General features: G+C 51.5%; 12 protein-coding genes and 1 pseudogene. 4 read left to right on the top strand and 9 right to left on the bottom strand.

Translation table 11 applies throughout. From position 1 onward, the window contains the following. Positions 1-67: 67 nt before the first annotated feature. The 4 genes from Q0090_RS01750 (at position 68) to Q0090_RS01735 (ending at position 8149) form a co-directional block, all read left to right on the top strand. A complete protein-coding gene (locus tag Q0090_RS01750; protein ID WP_297946845.1) occupies positions 68-2977 on the top strand; it encodes a T9SS type A sorting domain-containing protein in 2910 nt (969 codons plus the stop codon). Positions 2978-3145: 168 nt separating this feature from the next. Next, positions 3146-6019 carry a T9SS type A sorting domain-containing protein gene (locus Q0090_RS01745; RefSeq protein WP_297946843.1) on the top strand — a complete coding sequence of 958 codons (2874 nt, stop codon included), beginning with the start codon at positions 3146-3148 and terminating at the stop codon, positions 6017-6019. Positions 6020-6430: 411 nt separating this feature from the next. After that, on the top strand, positions 6431-6709 hold the full coding sequence (locus tag Q0090_RS01740; protein WP_297946841.1) for a DNA-binding protein: 279 nt from the start codon (positions 6431-6433) through the stop codon (positions 6707-6709). Between the two features lie 258 nt (positions 6710-6967). Further along, the gene (locus Q0090_RS01735; protein ID WP_297946840.1) at positions 6968-8149 is read left to right on the top strand and encodes a universal stress protein; all 1182 of its coding nucleotides are present in this window, start codon (positions 6968-6970) and stop codon (positions 8147-8149) included. A gap of 154 nt (positions 8150-8303) precedes the next feature. Here Q0090_RS01735 and Q0090_RS01730 read toward each other — a convergent pair whose 3' ends face one another. The 9 genes and pseudogenes from Q0090_RS01730 to Q0090_RS01690 form a co-directional block, all read right to left on the bottom strand. Beyond that, positions 8304-9509 (bottom strand): phosphatase PAP2 family protein, encoded by a 1206-nt coding sequence (locus Q0090_RS01730; RefSeq protein WP_297946838.1) that lies wholly within the window; start codon positions 9507-9509, stop codon positions 8304-8306. Between the two features lie 15 nt (positions 9510-9524). After that, a complete protein-coding gene (locus Q0090_RS01725) occupies positions 9525-10097 on the bottom strand; it encodes a GNAT family N-acetyltransferase (RefSeq protein WP_297946836.1) in 573 nt (190 codons plus the stop codon). 12 nt (positions 10098-10109) lie between these two features. Further along, positions 10110-11366, bottom strand: a complete 1257-nt coding sequence (locus Q0090_RS01720; RefSeq protein WP_297946920.1) for a phosphoglycerate kinase — start codon at positions 11364-11366, stop codon at positions 10110-10112. Between the two features lie 342 nt (positions 11367-11708). After that, a pseudogene (locus tag Q0090_RS07980) lies at positions 11709-11996 on the bottom strand (tetratricopeptide repeat protein); the annotation flags it as partial. A gap of 1570 nt (positions 11997-13566) precedes the next feature. After that, positions 13567-14667 (bottom strand): TIGR04133 family radical SAM/SPASM protein, encoded by a 1101-nt coding sequence (locus Q0090_RS01710; protein WP_297946835.1) that lies wholly within the window; start codon positions 14665-14667, stop codon positions 13567-13569. Beyond that, a complete protein-coding gene (locus tag Q0090_RS01705; protein WP_297946833.1) occupies positions 14664-15167 on the bottom strand; it encodes a radical SAM-associated putative lipoprotein in 504 nt (167 codons plus the stop codon). The genes Q0090_RS01710 and Q0090_RS01705 overlap by 4 nt, the downstream gene beginning before the upstream one ends. Before the next feature lie 111 nt (positions 15168-15278). Beyond that, positions 15279-15767, bottom strand: a complete 489-nt coding sequence (locus tag Q0090_RS01700; RefSeq protein ID WP_297946832.1) for a radical SAM-associated putative lipoprotein — start codon at positions 15765-15767, stop codon at positions 15279-15281. 99 nt (positions 15768-15866) lie between these two features. Further along, on the bottom strand, positions 15867-16367 hold the full coding sequence (locus Q0090_RS01695; protein ID WP_297946830.1) for a radical SAM-associated putative lipoprotein: 501 nt from the start codon (positions 16365-16367) through the stop codon (positions 15867-15869). Positions 16368-16424: 57 nt separating this feature from the next. Next, entirely contained in the window at positions 16425-16913 is a 489-nt protein-coding gene (locus Q0090_RS01690; RefSeq protein WP_297946829.1) for a hypothetical protein, read from the bottom strand. Between the last annotated feature and the right edge of the window lie 101 nt (positions 16914-17014).

Here is a 17014-nt window from a genome sequence, read left to right as displayed (position 1 = left end):
AAAGAAAATTGTACCTTTGCGTGAGGTAGAAACAAGTAACAAGAAGACTCATACAATCATACTAACGATGAAATGTAACAAAAACCTATTAACGAAAGCTCTACTGAGCACTACGCTAATAGCCTCTTCTACGCTGTTTGCCGCTGCGCAAATATCGTTTGGAGGAGAGCCTGCGAGCTTCAGTCAGTCAGCCAACGCCCTACGTTCTGCAGGGGTCAGCAAAGTAATAGAGGTACGCCCCGACTTTAACCCCGACGACGTCAAGGGGCTACAAGCTTGGGATGCACAGCAAGTGCGTGTAAAACCTTTGGTTATTGGGCGTGCTATTGCCACGGACATCAATTTTGCTCGTGATGCCGAGCGCATAACGCTCGATGACGGCACCGTTGTGTACCGCCTCGCCATTGACGCAAAAAATGCCAAGGCCAACATTCTCTATTACGACGATTTCTTCATCCCCCAAGATGGAGGAGAACTCTTCATCTACACTCCCGATCGTAAGACTGTACTCGGTAAGTACACCTACGAAACACACCCCAAGCATGGTGCGTTTGCTACCGAGCCTCTACCCGGCACTACCGCCATACTTGAGTACAAACCCGCTCTCAATAGCGAAGAGATGCCCTCAATTCTGATTTCCTCAGTAGGGCATATATTCGCCAAGGCGGCACCTACAGAAGACCCGGGTGAAGACCAAGCAAGCGACGATTGCTCCGTGAATATCAACTGTAAAGAGGGGGCCGAATGGCAAGACCAAAAGGCGGGTGTTGTACAGATGATCATGTACTCGGGCGGATACGTTTCGATCTGTTCGGGCGACCTTCTCAACAACACAAACGAAGACTTTACCCCCTATATCATCTCGGCAGCACACTGCGAGAGCTTGACAAATAGAAGAAAGACCTCCGAGAGTGACCTCGACCAGTGGATTTTTACCTTCCACTACGAAAAAATGGGCTGCAGCAGCGGTTCCTTCGCATTGGGCCGTGGTAAGACCATGGTAGGTTGCGACCTCATGGCCTTCCTTCCCATTCAAGGTCAGTCGGATGGTCTTCTCCTCAAATTAGACCAAATGATCCCCGATTCTTACCGTGTCTACTACAACGGTTGGGATCGCTCAGATGCCATCCCCAACAGTGGGGTTGGTATCCACCATCCTGCCGGAGATGCTAAAAAACTCTCTGTCTATAATGGCGATGTAACGCTCAACACCTGGCACACCTCAGACGCTTTCGGGGGCCCCAACGCACACTTCTTCTTCCATTTCACCAAGGGAGAAACCGAAGGTGGATCCTCCGGTTCTTCTCTCTGGAATGAGGACAAACTGGTGGTAGGTACACTCACCGGTGGAGGTGGACGTTGCCAAAGCGGTACAAACTTCTATGGCAGACTAAACTATCACTGGGATAAGTACAAAAAGGATGGCGACGCTACAACACAAATGGCCTCCTTCCTCGACCCCAAGACCAATGGACAAGCAACCAAACTACGTGGTAGATGGAAAGATGAGGCAGGAACCCTTCGTCCTCTCCCCATTGTTTCCGGAGTAAAAGTTACCCGTGAAGGCAATAACATCAAGGTTACTTGGGATGCCATCCCTCGCACACATCTTGCCGATGGCTGGAAAGTGAAGTACAACATCAGCCGCAATGGTAGAGATCTTGACAAGCGTACAGAGGCTACCGAGTTCATCGAACCCGTCACCGAAGCCGAAAAAGACAACCACGGCTCCATCACCTATGGCATACAAGCTCGCTATGAGTATGGCACAGGCATCGCCTCAGAAAACCCCGATAGACCCGAGCGCTATGCTGTTACCGATTGGGTTGAGCAGGGTATCTACATTGGCGAAAAGAGCCAGACTGTACCCGTTATTGGGGTTAGCAAAGAAACCAGTGGTGGGGTACGCATCTCTTGGAATCAGCCCTACAACCTCCAAGAGGTTACCCTCTTTGGTGCTCCCAAAGAAACCTCTGAGTACGAAGAGATTGTCCTCAACTATAAAGGCTCTATTCGCACCCATAACCACCGCAATGGCTATACTCCCACGGAGATTACATTTGCGAGCAAATTCCCCACGGCCTCTTTCGATGCCAACGGATCGGCTCTCTATGTACATGGTATCCGCGTAATACCTACTCAAAAGCTATCGGGAGTATATAAGGCTTACGTACACTCTAGCAAGATGGTAAACTCACAGTACTATGTGAATCAACCCTTCGATGTTCCCTCAAATTGGGCACCCGGCCAATGGGTTACCGTGCTACTCCAAAAGCCTATCGCCATCGATCTTGAGAAAGTACTGTTTGCCGGCGTGACTATCCCCAACAAGAATGTCACTCCATTCCCCTCTATCAGCTTTGTTAAGTACACGAGCGATGCAATACGCGAGTACATAGACGGTAATATTGCTCTAGAGAATGGAGAAGACATCCTATCCTACAGCGATGCAGTATCCTCACGAATCGTTTCAAAGTACAGCGGCTATGCAGCTATCAGCATCCTTGTAAGTAACGTGAAGAAGCCCATGACTAGCGCAGATGATCAACGCATCTTCGTGACTGGGAAGAACATAGTTCCCTTCCCCAAAGTAAAGGGTTTCACCATCAAGCGTAATGGCACAGAGATCGCTAATGTAGAAGCGGTACGTGAATATGTAGACAAAGATGGTAGTGAAAACGACACATACACCGTAGAAGTGAAGTATGAAGATGGTGCATACACGAGCAACGAAGAGATCACTACCGATGCTACAGAACCCACCGTATTCCCCACAACAGTGGGCATTGACGGGCTCTTGCACGTAACTGGTAGCGACGCTCTCACCAGCCTTGCTATCTACACAATGGATGGCAAACTCGTGAAGATGGTTCGTCAGCCAGCGAGCACCATTTCTATGGAAGACGTTGCCGCCGGCAACTACATCGTAGTACTCGATGGCACTAACGGACGCAAGACGCAACGCATTATCCGATAAGTACCGACAGTACTTCTGATATAAAATTCTCCTAAGAGAGAGGGGTGGTTCGAACTATGGGCCGCCCCTCTTCACTTTTTATATGTCTACGATGCTCTCCGTAAAACAAACATTGTTGCTTATTTCACTACCTTTGTGCAACGTAGATTCTATGGAAGAAATTCTTTTATGAAGCAAAAAAAATCTTTGATTTCTAGGCTCCTCATCGGGGGCTTTTTGGTGGCAAGCACTACCCTTGTAGGCTCCTCTCAGATATCGTTTGGCGGGGTTCCTGCTTCTTTTCAGGATAACGCAGAAGGGCTTCGTGCAAGTGCCCCCGCCAGGGTCATCACCCTACACCCCAACTTCAATCCCGACGACGAACGGGCGCTACACCGCCAGGCGCACTCCGCCCTCACGGGCAAACCCCTTAGCATTGGGCGCAGACTCTCTGCCAATATCGACTTTGCTCGCGATGCCGTGCGCACGCTACTCAATGATGGCCGCATTGCATACCGCTTGCAGATCGACCTGAAGGGAGCCAAAGGGGTACTGCTCACCTACGACGATTTCTTCATTCCTCAGGGGGGAGAACTATTCATCTACTCTCCCGATCGAAGCCAACTCCTCGGCGCCTATCCCCACGAGACGCACCCCACACACGGACGTTTTGCCACCGAGCCTCTCTCGGGTAGTAGCGTGATCCTCGAGTACACCCTCCCCATCTCGGGCGAGCTGCCCAGCCTTCTCCTCTCAAGTGTAATTCACCTCTTCTCTACCATGGGGTTACCCGATGCGGGCGTGCTCCATCCGGACGAGGCTTCTGATGAGTTTTGCCAGATCAATGTCAATTGCAAAGAGGGCGCAGAGTGGCAAAGCGAGAAGGCCGGCGTGGTACAAATGTTCATGATAAACAAAGAGGGAGCCAGCTTCTGTAGCGGCAACCTCCTCAACAACACCAACGAAGACTTCCGCCCCCTCATCCTCTCGGCCGCCCACTGCGAGAGCTCCACGGCCAAGGTGCATAATACTCCGGCGGATCGTGATCAATGGATTTTTTCCTTCCACTACGAAAAACCGGGCTGCAGCAATGGCCGTCTCTCCCTATTCCGTGGCAAGAGTATGGTAGGATGTAAACTGCTATCCTTCCTCCCCATTGCAGGGCAATCCGATGGACTACTCCTCGAGCTCAACCAACCCATCCCCCCGAGCTACCGAGTGTACTATAATGGATGGGATAGGCGCAAAGTGCTCCCCTCTAAGGGGGTTGGGATACATCACCCCGGAGGAGATGCCAAGAAAATATCGGTATACGACCATGCTCAATCTCCCGTAATGGATGGCACCTGGCACAGCGGAACCATCCTCGAGGAGATCAAGGGGGACAAGGACGCACACTTCCGCTTTAGCTTTGCGCAAGGCGCTACAGAGGGGGGCTCTTCCGGCTCCTCGCTCTGGAACCAAGAGCACCTCGTAATAGGAACCCTCTCAGGTGGTACCGGCGGATGCGCCCTACAAAGCGAAAATCTCTATGGCAAACTCGCCTACCACTGGGATAAGTACAAAAAAGAGGGAGACCCTACGACCCAGATGGCCTCCTTCCTCGACCCCAAGGGCAATGGGAGTGCCGAGACACTTAGGGGGCGTTGGCGCGACGAGGCTGGATACCTACGACCCCTCCAACCCATTAGCCAACTCAATATCCGCAAGGAGGAAGATCGCCTAAAAATTAATTGGGTAGGTCCCTCACGCGAGCACATCCCCTCGGGTTGGAGTATCGACTACACGCTATATCGCAATGGGATAGAGATTGCCAAGGGAATCGCCGCCACCGACTATTCCGAATCCTACCAAAAAGCTCTTGAGGGAGCCCACGGCTCCGTTGTCTACGGCGTACAAGCCCACTACACCTACAACAGCGAGGTTATAACCCCTAGCGACGAAAAAGAGGCTTTTGCCGACTGCATCGAGGAGGGCATCTATGTAGGTGATGCCACTCACACCCTATCTCCCAGTAAAAAGAAGGCTTCTCAGGGGGTCTCCCTCTCGTGGCATCGCCCCTACAATATGCAGGAGATTTCGCTCTTTGGTTACCCGCAAGATCCTCAGTATAGCAAGCTACGGCTGCCGCATGTCAGCAGAATAGCCACAGAGGCCATAGACCCTCAATACCAGACTATTGCGAGCAAATTCCCAAGCGAATACTTCACTTCGCACAACAAAGAGGTCTATATCCACGCCATTAGCTACATGCCCACACGCAGCGCTATGGGCAACTACAAAACCTTCTTGCGCTACGGCAATTCGTGCAACGCCTCAAACACCGTAAGCCAGCAATTCGATGTGCCCGAGGGATGGCAAGAAAAATCTTGGTACACAGTCTACCTCAAGCACCCCTTTAAGGTGGATGCGCAACGCTCCCTTTGGGTCGGCTTCTCCACTCGCAACGAAAAGACGAATGTCGCCTCTATCTATTCGGTAAAAGGGACCGGCGACAATATTCAGCAATATGTAGACGCTCTTTTCTCTCGCGACCTCGGGAACCATTTCTTAGGTAGGCGCATCACCGATGGATATGCCGCCATCCGACTCCATGTAAGCGACAATCCTGAGCAGATAACTCCGGAAGACGATACCCGAATCTACGCCGGAGGCAAGCGCCCCGTCCCCTTCCCTATCGTCAAGGAATATATTGTAAAGAGGAATGGCCGAGAGGTGGCACGCGTGGGCGAAGCCCTCACCTATACCGATCCGGAGGGGAACGAAGAGGACAACTACACGATAGAGGTGGTGTACGAAAATAGCGGAGTACTCCCCACCGATAGGATCGAAAACAACGAGCAGCCCGGGGTCTATCCCTCCCAAGTGGGCGAGGATGGGCTCCTCCACCTTACGGCTGCCAACCGGGTAATCCACTTGAGCCTCTATACACTCGAGGGTAAATTGGTGCAAACGCATCACCACCCCGCCTCCACGCTATCGCTAGAGGGACTGGCACCCGCCCCCTATATCGTGGTACTAGAGACCGAGTCAGGGCGTATCACCCAGCGCATTATCCGCTAGGAGAGCAAGCGGAATTATTCTAATTCCACCCTCTACTAAAACCCCTCAAGAGCAGCACCTCTACTCTTGGGGGGTATTTCTTTTGCCTTTTCCGGCTAAAAAGCGCTCGACTTATCGGGTAAAAAATTTTTCCTTCCCGGGCAGAAACGAAAAATATTTCAGGCAGTATCCCCCTTGACTTTCAAGCTATTTCCGAAAGAAAATCAGCTATTGCCTCCGGAGACGAACACTCCCGGCCTATTTGCCCGTATCGCCCGCAGCAGTAAACAAAACAGCATAATAACATCAAATCCCTTCGAGGAAAACATTCTGCAAAAGAAGTTGCAGAAAAGGTTGTAAACTAGAAAATAAAGTTGTAACTTAGTGGCGCAAGTAAATACAACGAGTACTAACAACTAAACGGATTGACCCATGACTAAGACGATCACTTTCAATGAACTGAGAAGGATCAAAGATAGCCTTCCCGATGGAGCTACGCAACGCATCGCTGATGAGTTGGGGCTTAAGGTAGAAACAGTACGCAACTATTTCGGCGGTGCCAATTACGAAAACGGAAGAAGCGCGGGTATTCACATCGAGCCGGGTCCCGACGGAGGTATTGTAGAAATTGACGATACAACGATACTAGAGAAGGCGCTTGCACTGATCGGGGAGATGGAGGAAGTCTCCGAGCCCGAGCAGGAAGCCTAACTCTTGTAGAGAAAATCAGATAAAAGGCACGGGAGAGGCGAGATCACTCTCGATGGAGAATGAGCTTACCCCGTGCCTCTCTGGCATAGGCCAAGACCTCACTCTCAGGGCTTTGGCTTTAACAACCTTGAGAGCGCTCCCCCCTAAGGGAGACCTCAAAAGCAGAGATAGACGAGTTGTGTGTGTGCCACGCACCGGCTACATTCTCTGTCTTTACCTGTGCAATAGAATAGAAAGTGGCATTAAACAGAGCGACTCATGAGCAAAAACAATCCCGAACAACAAGAAAAACTCGTTACCATAGCTATCCACACCTTCGAAAAGGCCCAAGTACTACAAACGTTGCTACAGAGCGAGGGGATAGAGGCTTCACTGCAAAACGTTAATCAGATACTCCCCATAGTCTCAGCCGGGGTACGTGTACGTATCAAAGAGAGCGACCTACCTCATGCGCTAGACGTTATCGAGAACAACAATTGGAACCGCCCCGAGCTATATGCCGAGCTCAATCAGGTGGATGGCTACAACAAAGAGGGCAAGTCTACGGAGGCTACTCCCTACGTACTCGTACCTGTGGACTTTAGCGACTTCATGCCCAACGTGCTACAGATTGCCTTCCACTTTGCGCAGCGCAGAGGCCTCAACGTAAAATTGCTCCATGTCTACTTCTCGCAGTTCTACTCTGTTGCCCCCATGCTATCCCCCGACATATCTGTTTATCAGGCCAATAAGGAACTTAACATCCGTCGGGAACATGAGCATGCCGAACGCAAAATGAAATCTCTCGAAAAGGATCTTCGAGATAAAATAGAGAGTGGCGAACTACCCGAAGCCCCCTTCGAGACCCAACTCATTGACGGGATACCCGAGGATGTAGTGCTCTCAGTAGCCCGCAACCGCCCCCCTGTGGCCATCATCATGGGTACAAGAGGGAAAAGCCGTCGCAACGAAGACCTTATCGGCTCCGTGGCCGCTGAGGTTATTGACCGCGCCAAGGTACCCGTGCTCGTGGTACCCGAAGATGCCCAAGTGGTAGACCTCGCAGATGTAGAAAATGTAGGCGTAGCCACCGGCTTTGACCAACGCGACCTCGTACTCTTCGACCGCATGATGCAGCTCACTAAGCCTAATAAGCCCAACTACATGCTCTTCAACGTCTCCAGAGCTACGGAAGACTGGAGCGAGATCGAGTTGCGTACCATGATGGAGTACCACAAGCAACACTACCCCGACAGCAACATTGAATTTACAACTCTAGATCCGGGCGATTTCTCTCTGGCATTGGAGAAATTCGTCATCAGCAAAAAGATTGGCCTTATCGTAGTCAACACGTATCGCCGCAATCTCTTTGCTCGGTTCTTCAACCCCGGTATGGCCCGCCGAATGCTCTTCCACGCCGGCACACCGCTCCTTGTTATGCATAGCAATTCTTGGCGGTAAACCTTCATCATTTCTATATTAGCAGCAAGAGGAGGGTAGATCAGAAAGAGATCTATCCTCCCCTTTTTTTGAGGGAAGCCATCGCCACTCCTCCAGAGAGGTGGTAAAGCAGAAGATCTAAAGAGAAGACCCCCGAGAGGAGGGGAAGAGAGGGCTAGAGGTGCAACAAGAGCGCTACTCCCGCCTCAAAAGAGAGACGAAGCGGATAAGACACCACATCGTCTTCGGCATCTACGCCCCTCTCTTTGCTGAGGTGGTAGGCCGTAGTGTGCGATGCTCCCACAAAAAAGCGGAAGCTCCTATGGGAGCGAATATTATAGTCGAGGTGAGCACGTACCCCCAATTCGCCAAGCAAGACGCAGCCGGGAGCAGAGGGAGCGGCCGGAGAGATATAGTAAAAGGGAGCGGCCCCGAAGGCGATGCGAGGGGAGGGATAGTAGCTAAGATCGCCCTTAAAGCCCACGAACCAATCGGTATTATTGGGCACATCATAGCCCGAAATTTGCAGCAAATTACCGCCTGCCACGCCACAATCGAGCAAGCATCCATCCTCAGAGAGGACCGGGAAGAGCAGTGCCACCTCGTTGCGAATAGCTTGGCGGATAGAAGCCTTGTAGTAGTGTTGGGTCAGTTGCGAGGTGGCATACTGAATGGATAGGGTGCGGGGGAGATCTTCGCTTGAGGGGATTTCGTAGAGCAGGGTACCCTTCTTACCCCAAAGGAGATCGCTCAGGATAGAACCGATCTGGGCGGATAGGATCCCCACACCGGCCCCGGCCCATACGTCACTGGCCCAGTGGCGATTGTTGAGGATGCGCCCGACCCCCGTAGCATAAGCTGCCGAGTAGCCCAAGGCCGATAGCCACGGATAGCGAGCCCCATACTCTATATCCAGCAACTCAGCCCCCATAAAGGCAGTAGCCGTATGACCCGAGGGAAAAGAATTGGCACTCGAACCATCGGGGCGGAGACGGTGCGTAAGCCATTTGGTACTGTTCACCAAGATCAGAGTAGTCGCTACCGACAGGGCATCTGCCGTGAGCAGTTCGTAAGGCGAAGCATGGCTCCCCTCAAGACCAATCAGCGCCGCCGAGAGTTGCAAAGCCAAGGGCGAGAACTGCAAATAATCGTCGTAGTGGTAGCGAAAAGTGGGAAGAGATTGCATCCGAAGCTCCCGAATCGTTGCATCGAGCGAGGGGGCAACGGTCGCAGCCATCCCCATAAAGGGGAGGGTGGAAAGGCCCCACTCCCAAGGTTGCCGACGAAGAGCCGGAGCCTCCGTTCGGAGTGAATCGACCTCGGCTTGAGCCGTAAGGCTCCAAAAGAGTACGAGGAGGGAAAGAAGAAAGAGTCGTTTCATCAAGAAAAAAAAGGGCTATGACTCGTGCATTGTATGCCCTCCCGGGGTTTTGCGGTAGACGTGCCGGTAAAGCTCTTGCGCATAGTGTTCGCTATCTTGCCCCTTTGCTGCCCATTCATTCCCCATCAGGTAGAGAGGAATAGGCGGTCTATCCTCGCCATACGAGGGCTGGATATAGGAGCGTGAGAGCACCTGCATACCCATGGATTCGTAGAAGGCTAGGCGTCTCTTGCTCCACTCGTCTAAGGGCGGTTCTACCTCAAAGACGAAAGGGGTCTCCGTGGGAGTCTCCCTCTTCAGCAAGCCTAGCACCTCCCGCCCGGTACCCCGATTGCGCTCGGTGGGGAGTATCGCAAAATGCTCTCCGTAGTAGAAGCCATCCAAATGCCACGTAGAGAGGAAACCCACAAGAGCCTCATCCCGATAAATCAGATGCAGCAGAAAGCGAGGCTCCGAAGCCAACAGAGCCTCGAAGTCTCGCCTAGATCGCCGCTCAGCGGCTGGGAAAGCCTCCTCCATCAATTGGTGAATGAAGGTGAGTTTGTCGCCATCATCCGCCCATCGGAAGGGGGTTAAAACAATTCCCATAGGGGGAAATAATTATTTATTGATAGCTACAATGCCGGGGAGATCTTTGCCCTCAATGGCTTCGAGCAGGGCACCACCGCCGGTAGAAACGTACGAAACCTTATCGGCCACCTCAAAGAGATGCACACAAGCCACGCTGTCGCCGCCCCCTACGAGAGAGTAAGCACCGGCTTCTGTTGCTGCCACGATGGACTGCGCCAAAGCCTTAGAGCCATCGCGGAAGTTGCTCATCTCGAAAACCCCGGCAGGACCATTCCAGAGGATCGTTTTAGCCCCACGGATTGCTTCGTCGTAGAGAGCCATTGTCTTAGGACCCACGTCGAGGCCCATCCAACCATCGGGTATATTGTCAACGGGAGCCACCTGAGTATTGGCATCATTGCTAAAGGCATCAGCCACCTTTGCATCCACCGGCAAAACGAGGCGCACCCCTTTTGCCTTTGCCTTCTCTACGATGGCACGGGCTACGTCCATCTTATCGTCTTCGCACAAAGAGCTACCCACCTTGCCGCCATAGGCCTTGGCAAAGGTAAAGCACATACCGCCCGTTATGATGAGGGTATCCACTTTGTCGAGCAGGTTGTCGATAATATCAATCTTAGAAGAGACCTTAGAACCTCCCATGATAGCCACGAACGGACGATGAATGTCGCCCAAAACTCGCTGTACGGCATTTACTTCTTGCTCCATCAAGAAGCCAAACATTTTGCGATCGGTGGGGAAGCTATCGGCGATAAGAGCCGTAGAAGCGTGCGCACGGTGAGCGGTACCAAAGGCGTCATTCACGTAGCAATCGGCAAGGGCGGCAAGTCTCTTGGCAAACTCGGCTTGACGCGGTTTGAGGGCTTTCTTAGCCTCTTTCTTTTCTTCGGCTGTGGCATCTTCGGCGAGGCCTCTGGGCTTACCCTCCTCTTCTTCGTAGAAGCGAAGATTTTCTAAGAGAAGTACATCTCCATCTTTCATCCCGGCAATAGCCTTCTCTACCTCGGCTCCCACGCTATCGGGCACAAAGGTCACAGGGCGACCTAGCAATTCGGCAAGATGGGGCACCAGATGGCGGAGCGAAAGTTTGTCGCTAACCCCTTTGGGGCGACCTAGATGCGAGGCAATGATCAGGCGGCCTCCGTCTGCAATAATCTTGTTGAGCGTGGGCAACGCAGCTCGCATACGTGTGTCGTCTGTAATTTGTAGGTTGTCGTCGAGGGGCACATTGAAGTCCACTCGCACAAAGGTTCTCAGTCCTTTGAAATTAAAATCCTTGATGTTCATTCTCTTTGGAATAGTATAATTGGAGTTTAGATTCTGCACAAATTCTTGCGTTCGGAGAGCCATGGCGCCATCGGCCAAGAAGCGGAGACGCTCAAAACTTATTGCCTCCCGATCGAGGTGCTTGCTATCCTCTTGCATTTCGCGGAATAGCTCGTTGGGCTCTCCGTAGCGCTCCAGAGCCATACGCATGGCAGCCAAAGCCTCTCGCTCCTCACCCTCGGCAATATGCACATAGGCACTATTGAGGTAGTCGCTCCCCTTCACCCCGGGCTGGGAGAGCAGGGTACGATAGTAACCTCTAGCGCGCTCATAGTCACCCTTGGAGAGGAGGCACCAGGCTACCAAACGAGCTACCTGTCTCTCGCCGTCGGGTGCCGAGAACTCATATTTATAGAGATAAGAAAGAGCTTCATCGAAGGCTTTCATCTCCATATAGACCCCTGCAATCTTGAGCAAGGGGGTCAGATTGTCGGGATTCTTCTTGAGAAGATCCTCAAGCGTCTCTATTGCCTTCTCGGGCATGTTTACACGCTGATAGCAAACGGCCAGACGTGACAACTCTTTGGGGGATGCGTCCTCTACGAGGTCGGCATGGCGGTAATGCCTAATTGCCTCTCGGTAATCTCCCATAAAGAAGCAGCTATTAGCCCAAAGATTCAAGGTGTTGGCATCGGTATCGAAGAGCTGAGGTGCGGAGGCAATTTGCATGCGCACCTTGGCATAATTCCTACGAGCGTAGAAAAAGAGAGCCGCCCCTCGCACCATAGACTCAATGGGGAGTACCTCCTTGAGGACCGGGAGCTTTGCCACCATGATATCTTGCCGGAATATATCCACAAACTGCTCGTGCAGGGGGAATAACTTGGTGAATCTGTAGAAATCTTCGACGTATACTTTCGCACACTTAGGCATCAAAGACTCCGCCGATAGCTCACCCAGCATGGCTCCGTTGAGGTCATCGGGCATCTCTATACCCATCACTTTTATTCCCGCTCCCAGCCTATCGAAGGTGATAAAGAGGGAGTATAGATCCGAATCGCAGAGCTTTCCCTTGAGGAGGGGGTAGAGCTTTCGGAGATTTTCGTTCCTAGTCAGCACTCCGGCAATGCGGCTGTGCTCCTCGTCAAAAGGCAGGAACCACGAAGAAATGGAGTTGAAAAAGTAATCACTTTTATTCTCTTTGAAGCTACCAAACAAGAGGTCTTCGCCCTCCTGTTCCAGCGTGCCAAACTCTTGGAAGAAGGAGCTCATCTCGGCCGAATCCGACACTTTGTCGAAGATCTGATCTAGCTTATCCTCAGTCAGATTCTCGTCCGTATCCTCTTCTATGGAGCTCCATTTCGCCTTCATCTCTTGCAGCATATCGGGCATAAGCTCCCCTATTTTTTTGGAGAGTTGCTCCGTCTCTGTAGCGTGCGTATAGCGCGTCCAGAGGTGAATAAAAGCGGCTGCAAACAAGGGGTTTTTGAGGGATTTCTTTAGGAGAGGCTCAAGCCATGGCAAGAAGAGAGGTAACCGATCACGATAGAGATAGAGGCCAACAAAAACACCCATAGCAAGGCGCACCATATAGGCCTCACTCGTAAACGGAGAGGCGGCCTCACGCAGGAGGAACTCCATCTTAGTCTCATCCCAGTAGGACATCAAGCCCAGCGTAATAGCCGAAGCGGCTACCAAACGCACATATTCACTCGAGGCAGAGAGGCGATCCAGCTCCGCCTCCGTGAGCGACTCAGATACCCACAGGGCCTCAAACAGCAGGTCTACAAGAGTGTCGAAGCTATCACGCTCCGTCTCTTTGAAAGTGGGGCGTGATAGATCTTCGAGCAAATTTTCTATTGACAAGCCCTTACGAGCCTCCACCACAGCCCAACGGCGGAAGTAGAGCGAACCCGAGTCTTTGCTGCGCACCGCCCGATAGACTCTATCGCTTAGCCTCAGCAATTTCACTTTGAGTTCCTCTATAATGTACGCTCTATCGGGGTCTACAATGCCCTTATCGAGGTATCCCAACATCATTCCGTAGATGCTTTCTTCTTGGGATAAGCTCTCCCCCAGGCTATGTAGGGCCTGCTCTTCGATTGTTTGTTTGAGGAGAAAAATAGCTTCGTAAAAGCGGTTGGATAGGATATACTCGTTAATGGTCTTTCTATTCATAGTGATGAATGGGGAGAAGGGATCGTCTATACGAATGTCGTTATTATTTTCTTTTTAGCGAGGCTTCGGCGCGCAAAAGGCGCTGATGGTGGCAGAAGAGGAGCTTGCCCTCATCGTCGTGCAGATGCATTCCATTCCCCTCGCAGTAGCGCCACTGGAGGCAATCGGCACACTGGTCTCGGCGAGCCCAAGTACGATTGCGGTAGGGGAGGAAGCGATTCTGCCACACGGTCCAGAAGTCATCTTCACGTACATTGCCCTGCTTATAGTCGAAGCGGATACTCGGGCAGGCACTGATCGTTCCATCGCAGAGGATAGAAGCCACCTCCACACCTGCGTAGCAAGTATAGGGATGGGGACGTACCTCGCCCTCAAAACCGCCCAAAAAGCCCTCGCAACCATAGGAAGCTGCAATGCGCCCCTCCCTATTGGTGTCGCGGATAAACTCCATAAGCCGGTAAAAATCCTCATCGCTAAGCTGCAAATTAGGGTCCTCAGCCGCTCTCCCCACGGGGAAAATGGTAAAAAGCCGCCACTCTTTAAGCCCTAGGCCAATCAAGTAGTCTCGAAACTCGGCGAGGTAACCAAAGTTCATAGGATTGACGCAGGTAACCACATCCCAGCGCACCTGCTCCGTCTTTGCCATAAGCTCAACGGCGTGAGAGGCTCGGGCAAAACTCAAATGATGCCCACGGAGGTAATTGTGCGCTTTTTCGAAGCCATCCAGACTAATTGTAAGGGAATGCAAGCCGCTGCGCAATAGACTCTCAAGACGCTCTTCGTTGAGAAGCATCCCATTGGTCACGATGCCCCAGGGGTACCCTCGGCGGTAGAGCTCAAGCCCGATGGCGTCAAGATCTTGACGCACCAAGGCCTCGCCACCCGTAAAGATAACGAGCACCTTATGCGGATCTACGTGAGGCGTTATGCTATCGACCACACGGAGGAATTCCTCTCCGGAGAGTTCTTTGGCGTCACTATCCACGTGGCAATCGCTACCACAGTGCTTGCACGCCAAGTTGCATTTGAGCGTACACTCCCAAAAGAGCGTGTTGAGTTTATGCTCGGCCACGCACTTGCGGCGGTAAGAACGATATGCCTCTAGCGAAATGCGCTGGCGGAAAGAGATTTTGCTCCCGCTCATTTCGAAGTATTTTCTTTAGGTACCGGAGCCATGGTGAGGGTTACCTCTTTTTTAATCGTCCCTTCATACCAATGCCCCTTCGACTTGTCTTTGTGGATATCAGCAGGGGTTATCGCTACCGAATCCACCTTAGTTTCCCAACGGCCGTTCTTAGCTCCGTCTGCATCTACGGCTCGCACGTAGAGCATATTTCTACCAAAGGCCGATGCATTATTAAATATTTGAGCGACACCGGTGGCATCGGTTTGGTGGTTTTTAGTCCATGGCACAAAACCGCCCTCTGCATAATTTGATTTCTCAAGAAGAGTAACTTCTATGCCCTCGATAGGCTTACCCTCGGGGCTCTGTACCTTGGCTTTGACTTCGTACTCCACATAGGGGCTTCCATACTCTACTCTACCTCCGCCTCCCAATCTGTCGCAAGAGGTGTGAAATAGTCCTAGGAAAGCTGCACTCCCGATACTGAGGAGGCTTGCTACGCGTTTCGTTAGTTTTTTCATTGTGTTGATCGTTTATAGGGTTTCACTTTACTAGATTAAATCCATTGTGATGGGTCTTCTTATCAAACATCTTGAAGTGGAGTGGGCGAAAACGGACGCTTATTTCGAAACCTAGTCGTTACGAACCAGCTCCATGGTCAGGGTTATCTCTTTTTTGATAGTCCCTTGATACCCAAAGGTCTCCGGATGGATTTTATGTATATCCGAAGGGGTTATCGCTACCGAGTCTACCTTAGTCTCCCAGCGACCATTCTTAACCCCGTCCACATCCACAGCTCGCACGTAGAGCATTGCTCCGCCAAAGCCCGATAGCCCGTCATGTACATAAGCAATGCCGTTGGCATTGGTTCTTCCGATTTTACTCCATGGCACAAAGTCTCCTTCTGAGTTTTCTGATCTCTTAAGAAGAGTAACCTCTAGGCCTTCAATAGGCTCACCTTCAGGAGTCTGTACCTTAGCTGTGACATCATAGTCAACGTAGGGGCCATACTTTCCTCCGCCTCCACCCCTAGTTCTGTCGCAAGAGGTATGAAATAACCCTAGGAAGGCTGCACTCCCAATACTGAGGAGGCTTGCTACGCATTTTGTTAGTTTTTTCATTGTGTCGGTTGTTTATAGGGTTTCACTTTACTAGATTAAATCCATTGTAATGGCTCTTCTTATCAAACATCTCAGAGGGGAATGAGCGTAAACGTCCGCTTACTTCGAAGGGGTTTCGTCTTGAGCCGGCTCCATGGTCACGGCGATTCCCTTTTTGAGGACACCCATGCACCAACGCTTCTTCGGTTTCCTACTCTGTATATCTGATGGGAATAGGGGTATCGAGTCCACCTTGGTGGCCCAATGGCCGTTCTTAACTCCATCCACATCTACGGCTTGCACATAAAGTTTATTTCCCGATCCGCCGAGATTACTCGCTTGTGATATTTGTGCAATACCCGAGGAATTCGTTTGTACAGGGGTCACCAATTTTACTATGCGGTCTCCCTCTTCTGTATAATATTTCCGAACTACAGCTACCTCTATACCCTCGATGGGTTTTCCATCGGGGCTCTGTACCTTTACTTTCACATCGTACTCCATGTAGGGAGTACCATACTCCACTCCCCCTATTAAGTGACAAGAGGTGTGGAATAGCCCCAGAAAGGTAGCACATCCAACGCTGAGGAGGCTTGCTACGCGTTTTGTTAGTTTTTTCATTGTGTCGGTCGTCTATAGGTGTTCACTTCATCAATACATCCATCGTGACTATCCTGCCTATCGGACATCAGCCTCTAGAGAGAGCGAAGAGGGTGAGACGCCTATTCTTTCTAGGTGCACCACAAGCTCCTTACGAGCTGTTTGGTGCACAAAGTCGCCCTTGCTCAACCGGATGGTTCCATACCAAGGACGGTACATATAATCCCTGCCAGAGGCTTTAGCATCCCGCACGCGCAGGTGGATAGGCTGCATCACATTCGCAATATAGACATCTTTGCTTAGCTTAGCCACTCCTCGCACATTGGTCTCAGCCGAGGCACTTACCTCCCGCTCCAAGGGCATCTCTATCAGTTCGAGCACCATCCCTTCGAGGGGGGTATTTTGGGAGTCTAGCACGGTTACTACAATCTCCAATACACCATCGGGGCGACCCGGAGCCTGGATCGGAGTCTCCGCAAGAGGGGTATCAATAAGATTACATCCTGCCAGCAATAGCACAAGCATCACCGGCAAGAGAATGAGTTTGAATTGACAAAATTTCTTCATTGTTTTTGGTGTGTTATTTTGGTGTGTTTATTGAGAGCAACAAGAGCATGGCCCCACCTCTTCCCTACACTAGGGCTCGGGGGTCTCTTGTTTTAGAGAGT

The organism is uncultured Porphyromonas sp., assembly GCF_938023125.1.
GTDB lineage: Bacteria > Bacteroidota > Bacteroidia > Bacteroidales > Porphyromonadaceae > Porphyromonas.
This window is presented reverse-complemented; position numbering and strand designations above follow the sequence as displayed.